This is a genomic window from Palleniella muris (assembly GCF_004792655.1).
Taxonomy (GTDB): Bacteria; Bacteroidota; Bacteroidia; order Bacteroidales; family Bacteroidaceae; genus Prevotella; species Prevotella muris_A.
This window is the reverse complement of the sequence record NZ_SRZC01000023.1, coordinates 31,013-47,465: the sequence shown is the minus strand read 5'-3', so window position 1 is coordinate 47,465 and position 16,453 is coordinate 31,013. Positions and strand designations below refer to the sequence as shown.

The window sequence follows — 16,453 nt, the reverse complement described above, 5'->3', positions numbered from 1 at the left end:
CAACACACCAAAAGAACAAAATGAGTTACGACAGAGAAAGCGAAGGGCTTATGCTGCTTGGCAAAAAGACTGAATACAGAAGCGACTATGCTCCTGAAGTTCTGGAGACTTTCGAGAACAAACATCCGGAGAATGACTATTGGGTGCAATTCAACTGCCCAGAATTCACATCACTGTGCCCTATCACAGGACAGCCGGACTTCGCCGAAATAAAGATAATGTACCTGCCGGACAAGAAGATGGTGGAGAGCAAAAGCCTGAAACTGTATCTGTTCAGTTTCCGCAATCATGGCGATTTCCATGAGGACTGCATAAACAAGATTATGAAAGACCTTGTCCGTCTGATGAGCCCGAAGTACATTGAGGTGACAGGAATCTTCACTCCACGAGGAGGAATAAGCATCTATCCGTTCGCAAACTATGGACAGCCGGGCACAAAATACGAAAAACTTGCTGAGCAGCGGCTCATGAACCATGGCCTTGTACAAGGATAACAGACGAAACAGCTGACAAAGAATTGTGATGAAAACATACAATCTTTGTCAGCTGTCTTGCTATCATAAAAAACGGATTCATTCCGTATAGAACTTTATAAGTTCGGCGATTGCCTGACGACATGCGGGGCAGAACTCCGGATTCTCATTCGTACGCATACGGCAGTCACGGCAAGCGCGATAGACCCCTTTTAGAGAATAGCCCGCACCCTCAAACTTTCCGACACCGGGAACCTTGCCGATAAGATTCTCCCATTTGCCCTTGAAATCGACATTTGTCGTTATGTTCTTTTCCCATGGCTCAACATCAAGAGGATACATCGGAATACTTTCTTCCTCGTACGCATACTCGTCCGCCAATCCGGCAAAGCTATGACCGAACTCATGCACAACAACAGGACGGAATTTCGGATGGTGTGCCATTGCAAGATTATAGGAGTTCAAGATTCCACCTCCACCATACTTATCTGTATTCACAAGGACAATGATGTGCTCATAAGGTATTCCGGCAAGCCAATTGTGCAGGTCTTTCAGATGCAATGTTGTCAGGTACCTGTCGCTGTAGAATGTATCGAAGTTTGAATGCAGTGCGGTGTTGAGCCACAAACCTTGTCCCGGTTCGCTCGTACCACTGTCTACAGAAGGTGATTTGACTGCCACAATGCCAAACTTCTCACGGTAGGACTTGAACGGTTCATGTGCAAACAATGCCTCGACAGCAATCTGGGCATCACGGACAAACACCGGCATTTCTGATTCTTTATACCCTTCTGCAACAAACGCTATACGGATACACTTTTCCGGGTCGGACGGCTGTTGCAGAATCTCGTACGGAGTGGTTCCCGATTGAGCCAGACGGCGGATAAGAATGTCATTCGGGACAACAGTATGGGTCATCGTTGACATTACGTTACGTCGGTTATCCATCAGGTTGACAGTGACATCGACAGTATCCTTGGGCATCGGTACGAGGAAGACATTTTCAAAAGAGCGGTTCTTCTCCTTTGCCTCGTCATAACTGAGCCACTCCTGAAACAAAGTGGAGAATGAGTTGCGGTAAATCACACTGCCGTCCTTATGGGCACGGACGATTATTTGTCCATTGCCTTCCACTGGCACTTCAGGAAGATTATTCCGCTTTCCGTACCAACCATCGAACACAGACAGCTCGTCTACAGCAATCATCTGAGTATTGACATTGCCAGAGAATATATAGTCTATACGCAAGGTCTTGTCTGTAAAATAATCATCAAACGTCTGCGCTCCTGCCCAATAATGGAACATAAAGCACAAGATTGCAAAAAAGTATCTCATCATTCTAACTCCTTTAATAATATAATGTTATATTCACGCGCCATGTCTTCCGGTTTGTGGCAATGACCATTTTGCTCCAATATGTCAACATCTATCGGTATGGTTTCCCTGTCATCGGTTCTGCCGAGTCTCTTTTCCAAGCTCTTGGCATGTAACCTCAGTTCATCATATGAAAGAGCTGTCTCTCCCACCCCGACAGCATTGTAATAGCCGTCACCGGTATATTGCGTCGTAGAAAAACGAATAGCAGAGAAGAATGTCTTCAGCTCCTTCTCTGCTATCTCTATATTCTCAATTTGGTTCTTGTTTGAACCTAATGATACAATGACTTTCATAATAATGTATCCTTAACGGAAACTGTCGGTTTAGTATGAACGTGCGATGATGACACGGTGCTTAGCCGGTTTGCCTGAAACCATATCCACACCAGGAGTCTGCTCGTAGGCGAACGGCACGCAACGGATTGTCGCCTGTGTGTCCTCCTTGATTTTCGCCTCTGTCTCTTCTGTGCCGTCCCAATGGCAAAGGAAGAAGCCGCCGTCCTTCACGCGCTCCTTGAACTCTTCGTAGTTGTCACACTCGTAGACATGCTCGTCACGATACTTGCGCGCCTTCTCAAAAATGTTCTGCTGAACATCGACAAGAAGTTTCTCAACATACTCCGCAATGCCTTCAAATGATACAGTCTCTTTTTCAAGAGTGTCACGGCGCATCACTTCGATAGTGCCGTTCTCTATGTCTCGCGCACCCATTGCCAGACGGACAGGCACACCCTTCAACTCATAGTCTGCGAACTTGAATCCCGGACGCTTGTTGTCAGAATCATCGTACTTGACAGAAATTCCCTTCTTGCGAAGCTCTGTAATGACCGGCATTAACTTTTCTGTAACAGCCTCTCTCTGCTCCGGCTTGTTGGCAATAGGGATTATAACCACTTGGATTGGAGCAAGTTTCGGAGGAAGCACAAGACCGTTGTCATCGGAATGGGTCATGATGAGCGCACCGATAAGACGCGTTGACACACCCCATGAAGTAGCCCATACATATTCAGGCTTATTCTCCTTGTTGAGGAAAGTGACATCGAATGACTTCGCGAAGTTCTGTCCGAGGAAGTGTGATGTACCGCTCTGCAAAGCCTTGCCGTCCTGCATCATTGCCTCAATGGTGTAAGTGTCCAATGCGCCGGCAAATCGTTCTGTCTCAGACTTGACACCCTGCAGTACAGGTACTGCCATGAAATTCTCTGCAAAGTCCGCATAGACCTTAAGCATCTTCTGTGCTTCTGCCTCTGCCTCCTCACGTGTGGCATGAGCAGTATGGCCTTCCTGCCAAAGGAATTCTGATGTGCGCAGGAACGGACGGGTGCGCATCTCCCAACGCATCACATTGCACCACTGGTTGCACATCAAAGGAAGGTCACGGTAAGAGTGAATCCAATTCTTGTATGTGTTCCAGATTATTGTCTCTGATGTAGGACGTACAATGAGTTCTTCTTCAAGACGTGCCTCCGGATCAACAACCACGGAGTTGCCATCCTCTGAAGATTTCAGGCGATAGTGTGTCACTACGGCACATTCCTTGGCAAAGCCTTTCACATGCTCCGCCTCGCGAGAGAGGAAAGATTTCGGGATAAGAAGTGGGAAATAAGCATTCTGCACACCTGTCTCCTTGAACATACGGTCAAGTTCCGCCTGCATCTTCTCCCAAATAGCGTATCCGTAAGGCTTGATAACCATACAGCCACGCACTGCACTCTGTTCAGCAAGGTCAGCCTTTACAATGAGGTCATTGTACCACTGGCTATAATTTTCCGCTCTTTTCGTGAGCTCTTTCAATTCTTTTGCCATGTTTTTGTTTCTTTAATTCACATTTGGATGCAAAATTACAAAAAAAACTTGAATAATGTGTCATTATAAAAAAAATAATATCCTCCGTACGGAAAATATACAAGATTTTGTTTCCTGAACAACTCATACGGAGGATTTTTCGTACTGGCAAGCAACATACAATCTTTCAAAATCCGCTTTTTGTGGTTGGAAAAAAATGTGCACGAAAATGCGAAATTCTATCATGAGTTTTCTGATGTCCTATTTATCATAACGGGGAAACAGTATTCTGAATTCATTGTTCTTAGTGCTTGGAATAACCATTTTGATCTGTTATGCAGTCGTTTTTTGTCAAAAAACAAGCCAAAACACAAGTTTTTGCCATGCTGTCCGTTATACTTTGGACGGTAAAAAGTAATCTTTCACACTGCAAAAGGTTAGCTTTCACAAAAGCCACTGCCACACAAAAACGCGTTTATTTCCATAGCTCTCACAATAACAGCACATTAAAGCCACGCCTGAAAGTTTCTGTTTTTTCAACCAATGGAACTTTTTTTTATTTTTATGCGATTTATTTGAGTGTTTTTTTGGCGTGAGTTTTCTAAATTATAACAAAGGAATCCTGAATGCACAGACTATGGAAGCGAGCCAACGAGGCAATACGACAACAAAAAGGCATCATAGCACGCAAATCTGCAACCTACAAGGCGTTTTTTTGCAACAAATAACTTTTTTTTCATACATACAAGCAAAAAACATCATTTTTTGTCTTGATTTATAATAATTTTTAGTAACTTTGAACCCAAAATAGTTAAACTAACATGTTTTCAAAAATGAATTATCTAAAAACAATCCTAATTTCAACAGCTGCGGCTGCAGCCATAACAGCCTGCACATCAAACGATAACGCACAGTTAACTGTATCAGGGCTAAACCCTGCCGCATTCGATTCAATCATCGGCAACAAACCTGTAAAGCTATACACTCTGAAGAACAACAACGGCATGGAGGCGTGCATCACCAACTATGGAGGACGTGTCGTATCTCTCGTAGTCCCTGACAAGGATGGCAAGCCTACCGATGTAGTGCTTGGATTCGACAATCTGAAGCAATATACCGACACGCTGAATTCCCCAAGTGACTACGGCTCTTCCGTAGGACGCTATGCCAACCGTATCAACCAAGGCAAGATTACCATCAGCGGAACAGAGTACCAGCTAAAGCAAAACGACGGGAAACATTGCCTTCATGGTGGTGGCACAACAGGTTGGATGAACAAAGTCTATGACGCAGAACAAATCGGTGACTCCATCCTGAAACTGACAATAGTCGCTAAAGACGGAGAAAACGGATTCCCCGGCACAGTAACTGCCACCACAACATACAAAGTGACATCGGACAATACGCTTGACATCGTATGGGAGGCAACAACAGACAAAGAGACAATCATCAACCAGACCAACCATAACTACTACAACCTCAACGGCGATTTGTCACAGGTTGGAACAGACATGGTGCTTTATGTCAACGCTGACAACTTCACCCCGTCTGACGACACATTCATGACCACCGGCGAGATTGTCTCTGTAGAGGGAACACCTATGGACTTCCGCACTCCACATGCCGTAGGCGATTCCATAAACTCTGAATATGCACAGGTGAAGAATGCCGGAGGATATGACCACAACTACTGTCTCAACACTTACAAAGACGGTAAAGGTGACGACACTGCAGTCTGCGCTTCACTCTACTCTCCAAAGACAGGAATATTCATGGAGATGTTCACCAACGAACCGGGAGTGCAGGTTTACAGTGCCAATTTCCAAGGTGTCGGCAAGGAAGCCTCAATCGTACGCAAGCACGGTCTGAAATATCCTCAGCATGTCAGCGTATGCCTTGAAAGCCAGAAATACCCGGACTCTCCTAACAAGAAGGACTGGGTGCAGCCAACCTTGAAGCCGGGAGAGAAATATTACAGCCACGCTGCTTACAAGTTCTCTATCAAATAATAAGAAATAATAATAACAACTAACAATTAAATAGTAAAAACTAAAAACCAATGAGCGTAATTGAAGCATTACAGAACAACGGCTTTGCAACTATCGACTATGTCGTATTTGCCGCCTACATTGTCTTACTCGTAGGTCTCGGCATATTCCTCAGCCGTGGCAAGAAAGGAGAAGAAAAATCATCAACAGACTATTTTCTTGCAGGCAACACACTGACATGGTGGGCTGTCGGCGCATCGCTTATCGCAGCAAACATCTCTGCTGAGCAGTTTATCGGAATGTCCGGCTCGGCATTCGCATCAGGCATCGCACAGGCTGCCTATGAGCTTATGGCAGCTGCGACTCTTCTTGTTGTCGGCAAATTCCTTCTGCCACTGATGATTGAAAAGAAGATTTTCACCATTCCACAGTTCCTGCGTGAGCGTTACAACTGGGGAGTGGGACTCGCATTCTCACTGTTGTGGCTCTTCCTCTATGTATTTGTCAACCTCACTTCCGTAGCTTGGCTTGGAGCACTTGCCATACAGCAGATTCTCGGATTGCCGACGGACATGATTGTACAGTTCGGAGGAATGGAGATTGACCAGGTCCGCATGGTTATCATCCTTGTGCTCTTCGTCATTGCCGGACTGTATTCTATTTACGGAGGACTTGCTTCTGTTGCATGGACCGATGTGATGCAGGTGACATTTCTCGTTGGTGGCGGTCTCATCACAGCATACGCAGCACTTTCTGTAATCGGTGCCGAGGTGTGGGGCTGTGGAGCTCTTGAGGCTCTTGGCAACATCTACAGCTGGTGTATCGACCAAGCCGGCGACAAGCACTTCAATCTTGTAGTCACAAGAAATGAGGAGCTTTATCCTGTAATCAATGGTGTTGTTGAGAATGGAGTTACAGTACAGAAGGAAGACCCATACTTTACAAACCCTGGCATCGTGCTCATCTTCGGTGCTCTTTGGCTTACCAACCTTGGCTATTGGGGCTTCAACCAGTACATCATACAGAAAGGTCTTGCAGCAAAATCTCTTGCTGAAGCTAAGAAAGGTATGATTTTTGCAGCATTCCTCAAAATCCTTATTCCTTTTATTGTATGTATACCGGGTGTGTGCGCATTCTATATCATGAATGGCGATGGCGAAGCTCTTGAGGCTCTCCGACAGACTCTTGCCGGAGGAATCGAGCGTTCTGACGACGCATATCCTTTCCTTATCCGCAACTTCACCCCTACTTTCGTCAAAGGTCTTTCTTTCGCTGCTCTTGCTGCTGCTGTCATATCCTCACTTGCATCAATGTTCAACTCTACTTCAACATTGTTCACAATGGATATCTACAAGCAGTTCATCAACAAGAATGCCAGTGAGAAGCAGCTTGTCAACGTGGGTCGTATAACATCTGTCAGCGCACTTCTCATAGCACTCGTTGCCGTTTATCCTCTCATGGGAGGCATCGACCAGGCATTCCAGTTCATCCAGGAATATTCTGCATTCGTATATCCGGGCGTTGTCGTAATCTTCGGACTTGGCCTTCTTTGGAAGCGTGCATCCGGTGCAGCGGCAGTTGCAGCGGCATTCGGTACATTCTTCTTCTCTATCCTCTTCAAGTTCACATTGCCTGATGTACCGTTCCTCATCCGCTCCGGCTATGTATTCATTGTACTTACTGTGATGTTCGTCACAATATCTCTTTACAGCAACAAGGCTATCAAAGCAGACGAGCTCAGCGAGAAGACCATAAAGACACAGCTTTTCTGGAGCAAGGTGCTCTATGCTGTCTCTGTTCTTTCCGTAATAGTATTGGTGATGTCATTCTTCAATGAGACACTTACTATTCATGGTGTCCAGGGAGCGATGATATTCTTCGCTGCCATTACTGCTACTATCGGATTCTACCTCCGTTCTAATGCTCTTGACAAAGTACAAGACCCAAAACTTGTTGCCATAGACCTTGATATATTCAAGACAGACAACGCATTTAACATCGGTGCTGCAGGAGTTATCATAATACTTACCATACTGTACATAGTACTCTGGTAAACATGCATTTACAAAAGTGTAGCTTGCGGTCAGAAACCAAGAGCTGCACTTTTCAATATAATTCATTTGGCAAAAACATGATAGATCACTACAAAGAATACTCTCTGGCATACATCTCTGTAGACTGTATTGTATTCGGTTTCGACAATGGGAAGCTGAAAATGCTTTTAGGTCGCAGGCAGATTAATCCGGGACGAGGCGAATGGGCTCTCTATGGCGGCTTTGTCTCTGCAACAGAAAATCTCGAAAATGCAGCGGAAAGAGTGCTGACAAGTCTCACCGGACTAAAGAATATATTCATGCGCCAAGTTGGTGCATACGGAGCTGTCAACCGTGACCCGGAATCACGAGTAATATCAGTTGCATACTGTGCACTCATTAATGTAAAAGATTATGATGAGGAGTTACGGAAGCAATATGGTCTTGAATGGGTAAGCCTTGAGGAGATTCCTCCATTATTCTCCGACCATAGTAATATGGTGGAAGATGCGCTTGTCATGCTGCGAAGACGTATTTCCAATGAGCCAATATGCTTTTCACTACTTCCGGAGCTGTTCACTCTCACACAGTTGCAGAATGTATTTGAAGCAATAGTAGGCAAAGAGATTGACAAGCGCAATTTCCGCAAGCGTGCAAAGCAAAGCAATGTGATTGAGGAAACAAATATCATTGACAAACTGACCTCCAAACGTGGAGCTGTCATGTATCGTTACAATGGCAACGAGACTGACTTCAGACTCTAAACAGAATATCAACCTTAACAAACAGAAAGAACTATGTTGGAAGAACTCAAAGAAAAAGTATTCCAGGCTAACCTTGACCTTGTGAAACAGAATCTCGTGATTTTCACTTGGGGAAATGTCAGTGGAATAGACCGTGAGAAAGGACTCATGGTTATAAAGCCGTCAGGTGTTTCATACGATGATATGAAGGCGGAAGATATGGTTGTTGTAGAACTTGCAACAGGAAAAGTTGTAGAAGGGACGATGAATCCTTCTTCCGACACACCTACACACATAGAACTGTACAAAGCCTTCCCTAATATTTCCGGAGTCGTACACACACATTCCACATACGCGACAGCATTTGCCCAGGCAGGTCTCAGCATTCCTAATATAGGAACAACACATGCAGACTATTTCTATAAGGACATTCCATGCACACGCGACATGGTGGAAAGCGAGATGGCTGAGTATGAGAAAGAGACAGGAACAGTAATTATCGACGCATTCAAGGATATCAATCCGGATCACACTCCGGGTGTACTCGTAAAATGCCACGGTCCTTTCTCTTGGGGAACATCTCCGGCAAACGCCGTATACAATGCAAAGGTAATGGAGCAGTGCGCTAAAATGGCATTCGTGTCCTTAACACTCAATCCTGACACAAAGATGAACCCACTGTTGATTGAGAAGCATTATCTGCGCAAGCATGGTCCAAACGCATACTATGGTCAGCCGGGGCAGAAGCATTAATGCACTATTATAACAGGAAATACAGAAAACAATATAAATAACACTATGTTCTGAACATTCCCAATTTGGAATTGATATTCAACATATCATTCAGAGCATATTCAAAAACTAACCAATATGAAACCATTTGAAAATTTGGAGCTTTGGTGGATTACCGGAGCACAGCTCCTTTACGGAGGCGAAACAGTTAAAGTTGTAGACGGTCACTCACAGGAAATGGTAGACGGTCTTAACGCTACCGGCATAATTCCTATCAAAGTAGTATATAAAGGTACGGCAAATTCTGACAAAGAGGTTGCTGCCATAATGAAAGCAGCAAACAATGAAGAGAAATGTGTTGGTGTCATCACTTGGATGCACACATTCTCTCCTGCAAAGATGTGGATTCACGGACTGCAGGCACTTAACAAGCCTCTTCTCCACCTGCATACACAGTACAATCAGGAGATTCCATGGGACACAATGGACATGGATTTCATGAATCTCAACCAGTCTGCACATGGCGACCGTGAGTTCGGTCATATCTGCTCACGTCTTCGCAAGCCACGCAAGGTTGTTGTCGGCTATTGGAAGGAAAAGAAGACTCAGGAACACATCGCAGTTTGGGCACGTGTCGCAGCAGCAGTGGCTGATGCGAAAGACATGCTCATCATCCGCTTCGGCGACCAGATGAACAACGTTGCCGTTACTGACGGTGACAAGGTTGCCGCAGAGCAGGTTCTCGGCTATCATGTTGACTACTGCTGCGTATCAGAACTGATGGACTACTGGAAGAAGGTTGACCCGAAAGATGTTGACGCTCTGGTAGAGGAATACAAGAAACTTTACAAGATTGTTCCTTGTGAGGCAGGCGAAGAAATCGGCAACAAGAAAATCTGGAATGCCGCACGTGCAGAGCTTGCTCTCCGTGCCATTCTCAAAGCTAAGGGAGCAAAAGGTTTCACAACAAACTTCGACGACCTCGGTTCTTGGGATGACCCGGATTCAGAAGGTTTCGTAGGCTTTGACCAAATTCCAGGACTCGCTTCACAGCGTCTTATGGCAGAAGGATACGGTTTCGGTGCTGAGGGTGACTGGAAGTCTGCAGCCCTCTACCGCACATTGTGGTATATGACACAAGGAATGCCTACCGGATGTTCTTTCCTTGAGGATTACACACTGAATTTCGATGGTGAGAATTCTTCTCTCCTCCAGAGCCACATGCTTGAAGTCTGCCCACTCATTGCTGTCGATGACGAGCCGGTTCGCCTTGAGGTTCACCACCTTGGCATCGGTGTCCGCAAGCAGCAGACAGCACGTCTTGTGTTCAACTCAAAGGTTGGTGACGGTGTGACAGCAACAGTCGTGGACATGGGCAACAGATTCCGCCTTATTGTGAATGATGTGCACTGCATACAGCCAAAGCCACTGCCTAAACTCCCTGTGGCAAACGCTCTCTGGGTTCCGCAGCCAAACTTCGAGATCGGAGCAGGCTCATGGATTCTTGCAGGCGGCACACACCACTCTTGCTTCTCTTACGACATCACACCGGAGTATTGGGAAGACTATGCAGAAATGCTTAATATCGAGTACCTGCACATCGACAAGAATTCCACATTTGAGTCTGTAAAGCGCGACCTCCGTATCAACGAGGTATATTACATGCTTAACAAAGCATTGATGTAATATAGGACAAAGCGCTGAAATACAATACTATTATGACAGTAAAAGAAACTATCACTACAGGTAAAGCCATTCTCGGAATCGAGTTTGGCTCTACCCGTATAAAGGCTGTTCTCATCGACGAGAACAACAAGCCTATCGCACAAGGCTGCCATGAATGGGAGAACTCTCTCGTTGATGGACTGTGGACCTACTCCATTGAGGAAATTTGGTATGGCTTGCAGGACTGTTATGCGAATCTTCTCAAAGATGTAAAGGCACAGTACGATTGTGTCATTGAGAGCCTTTCTGCCATAGGAATCTCTGCAATGATGCACGGCTATATGGTGTTTGACGAGAACGACAAAATCCTTGTTCCTTTCCGCACTTGGCGCAATACAAACACAGGAAAAGCGGCAGCGGAACTTTCCGAACTGTTCGTGTACAACATACCATTGCGTTGGAGCATCTCTCATCTCTACGAATGCATCCTTGAGGACAACGAGCATGTCAAGAACATCAAATACCTTACCACACTTGCCGGCTACATCCATTGGCAGCTGACAGGCAAGAAAGTCCTCGGCGTAGGCGATGCGTCAGGAATGCTTCCTATTGACCCGGAGACAAAGGACTATAATAAGGAAATGGTGGAGAAGTTCGACAAGCTTGTCCAGCCAAAAGGATATTCCTGGAAACTTCTTGACATACTGCCGGAAGTCCTTTGCGCAGGTGAAAATGCAGGAGTGCTTACTGACGAGGGAGCAAAGAGACTTGATGTCTCCGGAAACATGAAGGGTGGCATACCTTTCTGTCCACCGGAAGGTGATGCAGGAACAGGAATGGTTGCGACAAACGCTGTGAAGCAGCGCACCGGCAATGTCTCTGCCGGAACGTCATCTTTCTCTATGATTGTCCTTGAAAAAGACCTCAGCAAACCATCGGAGATGATTGACATGGTAACCACTCCTGACGGTTCACTCGTAGCCATGGTTCACTGCAACAACTGCACCTCGGACATCAACGCGTGGGTGAAACTGTTCAAGGAATACCAAGAATTGCTCGGCGTTCCTGTAGACATGAATGAAGTCTACGGCAAACTCTACAACAATGCCATGACCGGTGATGCTGACTGCGGTGGCGTGCTGGCTTACAACTACATCTCCGGCGAGCCTGTGACAGGACTTGCAGATGGACGCCCGATGGTTGTGCGCTCTGCCAACGACAAGTTCAATCTTGCCAATCTTTTCCGCTCTCATCTCTATGCCACCGTTGCCGTGCTGAAACTCGGCAATGACATCCTTTTCAACGAAGAGAAAGTAAAGGTTGACCGCATAACAGGCCACGGCGGACTCTTCAAGACAAAAGGTGTGGGACAACGTGTACTCGCAGCCGCCCTCAACTCTCCTATTTCCGTAATGGAAACAGCAGGAGAAGGCGGAGCATGGGGAATAGCCCTCCTTGCAAGCTACCTTGTCAATAAAGAGGCAAAGTCCCTCGCCGATTATCTTGAATATGTCGTCTTTGACGGAAACACCGGTACGGCAATATCCCCAACACCGGAAGATGTGGAAGGCTTCAACAAATACATCGAATCTTATAAAGCAGGTCTTGCCATTGAACAGGCAGCTGTAGATCATAAGAAATAATCACTAAAACGCAAATAAAAAAACATGAACGACAACAAGACAATGAAACTTGCTGCTGACAACATCCGTATCCTGGCAGCATCAATGGTAGAGAAAGCTAAGTCCGGTCACCCGGGTGGTGCCATGGGCGGTGCTGACTTCATCAATGTCCTTTATTCAGAATATCTTAACCATGACCCACAGAACCCTGAGTGGGTAGGTCGTGACCGCTTCTTCCTTGACCCGGGTCACATGGCTCCTATGCTTTATGCTCAGCTTGCACTGACAGGCAAGTACACACTTGACGAGCTTGCACAGCTTCGCCAGTGGGGCTCCCCTACCACAGGACACCCTGAGTTCGAGATTGCACGTGGCGTGGAGAACACATCCGGTCCTCTCGGACAAGGACACGTGTTTGCTGTCGGTGCTGCCATTGCTGCGAAGTTCCTTGCTGAGCACACAGGAAATCCGACATTCAAGAAAGAGACAATCTATGCTTACATCTCCGACGGTGGCATACAGGAGGAAATATCACAGGGCGGCGCACGCATAGCAGCCGTGCTTGGTCTGGACAACCTCATCATGTTCTACGACTCCAACGACATCCAGCTCTCCACAGAGACAAAGGAAGTGATGTGTGAAGACACTGCCGCAAAATACAAAGCATTTGGTTGGGAAGTCATCGAAATCAACGGTAATGATGTTGACCAAATCCGCAAAGCCATTGAGGATGCAAAGAAAGTCCAGGGCAAGCCAACCCTCATCATCGGCAAGTGCATCATGGGCAAGGGCGCACTCAAAGCTGACGGCACATCTTACGAGTCCGACTGCAAGACCCACGGTGCTCCTCTTGGCGGCGATGCTTACATCAACACAGTCAAGAACCTTGGCGGCGACCCTGAGAATCCATTCGTAATATTCCCTGAAGTGCAGGAAATGTACAATGCACGTGCAGAAGAGCTGAAGGCTATCGTTGCAGAGCGATATGCAGAAGAGAAGGCATGGGCAGAGGCTAACCCTGAGAAAGCACAGCAGCAGGCAGACTGGTTTGCAAACAAAGCTCCACAGATTGACTGGACAAAGGTAAGCCAGAAAGCTAACGACGCAACACGCTCCGCATCGGCAGCCTGCCTCTCAGCACTCGCCGAGCAAGTGCCAAACATGATTTGCGCTTCCGCCGACCTCTCTAACTCTGACAAGACCGACGGCTTCCTGAAGAAGACACACGCACTCACAAAGGACGACTTCTCTGGAGCGTTCTTCCAGGCAGGTGTGGCAGAGCTCACCATGGCATGCTGCTGCATCGGTATGTCACTCCATGGCGGTGTCATCCCTGCATGTGGCACATTCTTCGTATTCTCCGACTACATGAAGCCGGCAGTCCGTATGGCTGCTCTCATGCAGCTCCCTGTGAAGTTCATCTGGACACACGATGCATTCCGCGTCGGCGAGGACGGTCCTACTCATGAGCCGGTAGAGCAGGAAGCACAGATTCGTCTCATGGAGAAACTCAAGAACCATGCAGGCAAGAATTCTGTCCTCGTACTCCGTCCGGCAGAAGCTAAGGAGACAACAGTCGCTTGGGCGATGGCAATGGAGAACACTGACACTCCGACAGCCCTCATCTTCTCCCGTCAGAACATCAACGACCTCCCTGAAGGCAATGACTACGAGCAGGCACGCAAGGGTGCTTACATCGTAGCAGGCTCTGACGAGAATCCTGACGTTGTCATGGTGGCTTCCGGCTCAGAAGTGTCAACACTCGTCAGCGGTGCAGAACTTCTACGCAAGGACGGCGTAAAGTGCCGCATCGTCAGCGTACCATCTGAAGGTGTCTTCCGCAACCAGCCAATGGAGTATCAGCAGTCAGTTGTGCCTGCAGGAGCAAAAGTGTTCGGCATGACAGCAGGTCTTCCTGTAAACCTTCAGGCATTCCTCATCGGAGCTAATCCGAAGTCCACCATCTGGGGACTCAACAGCTTCGGCTTCTCTGCTCCTTACAAGGTGCTTGACGAAAAACTCGGCTACACAGCAGAAAACGTCTACAACCAGGTTAAGGCTATACTTTAAGATTCAATTCAGTACAAATGCTCTGAGGTATTCTGCCTCAGAGCATATTCCATAACCCTAAATACTTTACAACTATGGAAATTAAGAAAGTAGGACTCGCAAGCGATCATGCTGGCTACCCATTGAAGAAATTCGTTGAGCAATACCTCGAAGAGAAAGGCTATCCGGTGCAGGATTACGGCTGCTGGAGCGACACAAGCGTTGACTACCCTGACTATGCACACGCCCTGGCGGAAGGCATCGAGGACGGCATCTGCAATGTCGGCATCGGCATCTGCGGTTCCGGCGAAGGCATGGCAATCGCCCTCAACAAGCATCAGGCAGTACGTGCAGGTCTTGCATGGTGTCCGGAAGTGGCAGGCCTCTGCCGCCAGCACAACGATGCCAATGTCATCGTGCTCCCGGGCCGTTTCCTCAACAATAACGAAGCAAAGAAAATCCTTGACACATTCTTCAAGACAAATTTCGAAGCAGGACGCCACCAGCGCCGTGTAGAGAAAATCTCTGGAAAATTCAAACTTGTGTTTGACAAATAACTCCCACTTTTCTGCATCATGCAGCAGACTAATGCATCGCAAATAGATATTAGTATACCGCTGTGAAAGTGAAACATAAAGTCCATAATGTTTTCAAGCATTATGGACTTTTTTTTCGCAGGATGGTTACAAATTCGTCGAACTCACGTTAACTTACACGCAATTTATGCTTATCAAACAGGTATATATAATCTATGTGGGGATTTCATTCGCGTAGTTTTGGACACATTTAAAACTTTGGGAATCTTGGGAAAACCACTCTGTACAATTCAAAAAGAGACATCTGCGTTACGCTTTCACCCGCGTTTCAGACTCCGACAACAAAAAGAATTGCTTCATATGTTCGCAAGTGTCCGAGTGTTCAAGTTAAATGGTTATTGAAATAATATGTTGCGATGTTCGTTTTGCGCTCCAAATGCTAATCCGCAGACAAGGAAAGGCCGGCGAGACGTATGGTAACGAATCACCATGTGATTAGCAACTAATTGCATTGAAAATCATATCTATCTGCAATGCAATTAGTTGCCACTTGTTTTTCCCGGCAGACCAATTTGTCGGTAGGACAGTCGGTGCTCTGCCATTGAGCTTTCGTTACCCCAATATGCAAATCATAACGGAGTTTTCAATATCCGACCAATTCTTATGTCATATCCCTCCGCAACGCTGCGGAGCTGCCGTTCATAATAAAACGCAATGCTGCCGACAAACGACACTGGCAAATCCGGACGATTATACGGAAGGATATTCTTTGCGAAGAAAGAAGAAAAATTTCCTTTTACAACATCCTCTATGACACTGTTATCAAGGTGGTTACTAATGAATGGAGACAAAGAAGCAAGCCATCTGTTAGGCTGTGGATTGCGATAAACGTTTTCAATAACGCCCAACATATCCATGCAGTGTTCTTTTTCAAATTCCGCCCTCAATTCCACCAACAATGGATTTTTATACAAAGCATTCAGAAACAGTTTCCCAAGGACAGCACCGGAGCCTTCATCACCAAGGACATAGCCAAGAGCCGGTGTTTGAGCAATCACCTCTCGCCCACTCCACAGGCAAGAGTTTGCCCCTGTTCCCAAGATGCATGCAATGCCCTCATTCCCGCCACAAACAGCCTTTGCCGCTCCAATGATGTCGCTGCCGACAACTATGTTCACACCATCACCAAAGATTCTCCTCAAGCAACCTTCCATCTTTGGTGTCGCGGAAGACAGACAACCACTTCCATAAAATTCTATTGCATCAACATGCAACATGCCGGGATGCTCACAGACAAGATTTGCAAGCACCTTCTCTATATCATGTTCCGCAACATGAATAGGATTCAGCCCCACCGTCGTGCATCTTTCAATACAGTTGTCTCCGTCACGCAGCACCCAATCAACTTTTGTGCTGCCACCATCTGCCAATAGAATCATCTCTTTTTAATG

At 46.5% G+C, this 16,453-nt stretch carries 13 protein-coding genes; 9 read left to right on the top strand and 4 right to left on the bottom strand.

The annotated features are described in order from the left end of the window. The first annotated feature begins 20 nt into the window (after positions 1-20). On the top strand, positions 21-494 hold the full coding sequence (gene queF, locus E5358_RS12325; protein WP_135940478.1) for a preQ(1) synthase: 474 nt from the start codon (positions 21-23) through the stop codon (positions 492-494). A gap of 78 nt (positions 495-572) precedes the next feature. On the opposite strand, the gene E5358_RS12320 is transcribed toward queF, so the two are convergent. From E5358_RS12320 to proS, 3 genes are read right to left on the bottom strand one after another with little or no spacing between them, the layout of a single operon-like run. After that, positions 573-1,808 (bottom strand): M64 family metallopeptidase, encoded by a 1,236-nt coding sequence (locus E5358_RS12320; RefSeq protein ID WP_135940493.1) that lies wholly within the window; start codon positions 1,806-1,808, stop codon positions 573-575. Further along, complete coding sequence (locus E5358_RS12315) at positions 1,808-2,143, bottom strand: 2-amino-4-hydroxy-6-hydroxymethyldihydropteridine diphosphokinase (protein WP_135940477.1); 336 nt, start codon at positions 2,141-2,143, stop codon at positions 1,808-1,810. The genes E5358_RS12320 and E5358_RS12315 overlap by 1 nt, the downstream gene beginning before the upstream one ends. A gap of 30 nt (positions 2,144-2,173) precedes the next feature. Then, complete coding sequence (gene proS / locus E5358_RS12310; protein WP_135940476.1) at positions 2,174-3,655, bottom strand: proline--tRNA ligase; 1,482 nt, start codon at positions 3,653-3,655, stop codon at positions 2,174-2,176. A gap of 812 nt (positions 3,656-4,467) precedes the next feature. On the opposite strand from proS, the gene E5358_RS12305 reads away from it, so the two are divergent. The 8 genes from E5358_RS12305 to rpiB all read left to right on the top strand — a co-directional run bounded on the left by E5358_RS12305 (position 4,468) and on the right by rpiB (position 15,023). After that, complete coding sequence (locus E5358_RS12305; protein ID WP_277821291.1) at positions 4,468-5,643, top strand: aldose epimerase family protein; 1,176 nt, start codon at positions 4,468-4,470, stop codon at positions 5,641-5,643. Positions 5,644-5,693: 50 nt separating this feature from the next. Next, positions 5,694-7,676, top strand: a complete 1,983-nt coding sequence (locus tag E5358_RS12300) for a sodium:solute symporter family transporter (RefSeq protein WP_135940474.1) — start codon at positions 5,694-5,696, stop codon at positions 7,674-7,676. A 77-nt stretch (positions 7,677-7,753) separates the two neighbouring features. Next, on the top strand, positions 7,754-8,419 hold the full coding sequence (locus tag E5358_RS12295) for an NUDIX hydrolase (protein ID WP_135940473.1): 666 nt from the start codon (positions 7,754-7,756) through the stop codon (positions 8,417-8,419). 33 nt (positions 8,420-8,452) lie between these two features. Further along, positions 8,453-9,151: an L-ribulose-5-phosphate 4-epimerase gene (locus E5358_RS12290; protein WP_135940472.1), complete on the top strand. Its 699-nt coding sequence runs from the start codon at positions 8,453-8,455 to the stop codon at positions 9,149-9,151. Between the two features lie 117 nt (positions 9,152-9,268). After that, on the top strand, positions 9,269-10,816 hold the full coding sequence (araA, locus tag E5358_RS12285) for an L-arabinose isomerase (protein ID WP_135940471.1): 1,548 nt from the start codon (positions 9,269-9,271) through the stop codon (positions 10,814-10,816). Between the two features lie 32 nt (positions 10,817-10,848). Continuing rightward, on the top strand, positions 10,849-12,438 hold the full coding sequence (locus tag E5358_RS12280; RefSeq protein WP_135940470.1) for a xylulokinase: 1,590 nt from the start codon (positions 10,849-10,851) through the stop codon (positions 12,436-12,438). 24 nt (positions 12,439-12,462) lie between these two features. After that, positions 12,463-14,487, top strand: a complete 2,025-nt coding sequence (locus E5358_RS12275) for a transketolase family protein (RefSeq protein WP_135940469.1) — start codon at positions 12,463-12,465, stop codon at positions 14,485-14,487. A 74-nt stretch (positions 14,488-14,561) separates the two neighbouring features. Further along, on the top strand, positions 14,562-15,023 hold the full coding sequence (gene rpiB / locus E5358_RS12270; protein ID WP_135940468.1) for a ribose 5-phosphate isomerase B: 462 nt from the start codon (positions 14,562-14,564) through the stop codon (positions 15,021-15,023). A gap of 608 nt (positions 15,024-15,631) precedes the next feature. Here rpiB and E5358_RS12265 read toward each other — a convergent pair. Continuing rightward, positions 15,632-16,441: an ATPase gene (locus E5358_RS12265; RefSeq protein WP_135940467.1), complete on the bottom strand. Its 810-nt coding sequence runs from the start codon at positions 16,439-16,441 to the stop codon at positions 15,632-15,634. Between the last annotated feature and the right edge of the window lie 12 nt (positions 16,442-16,453).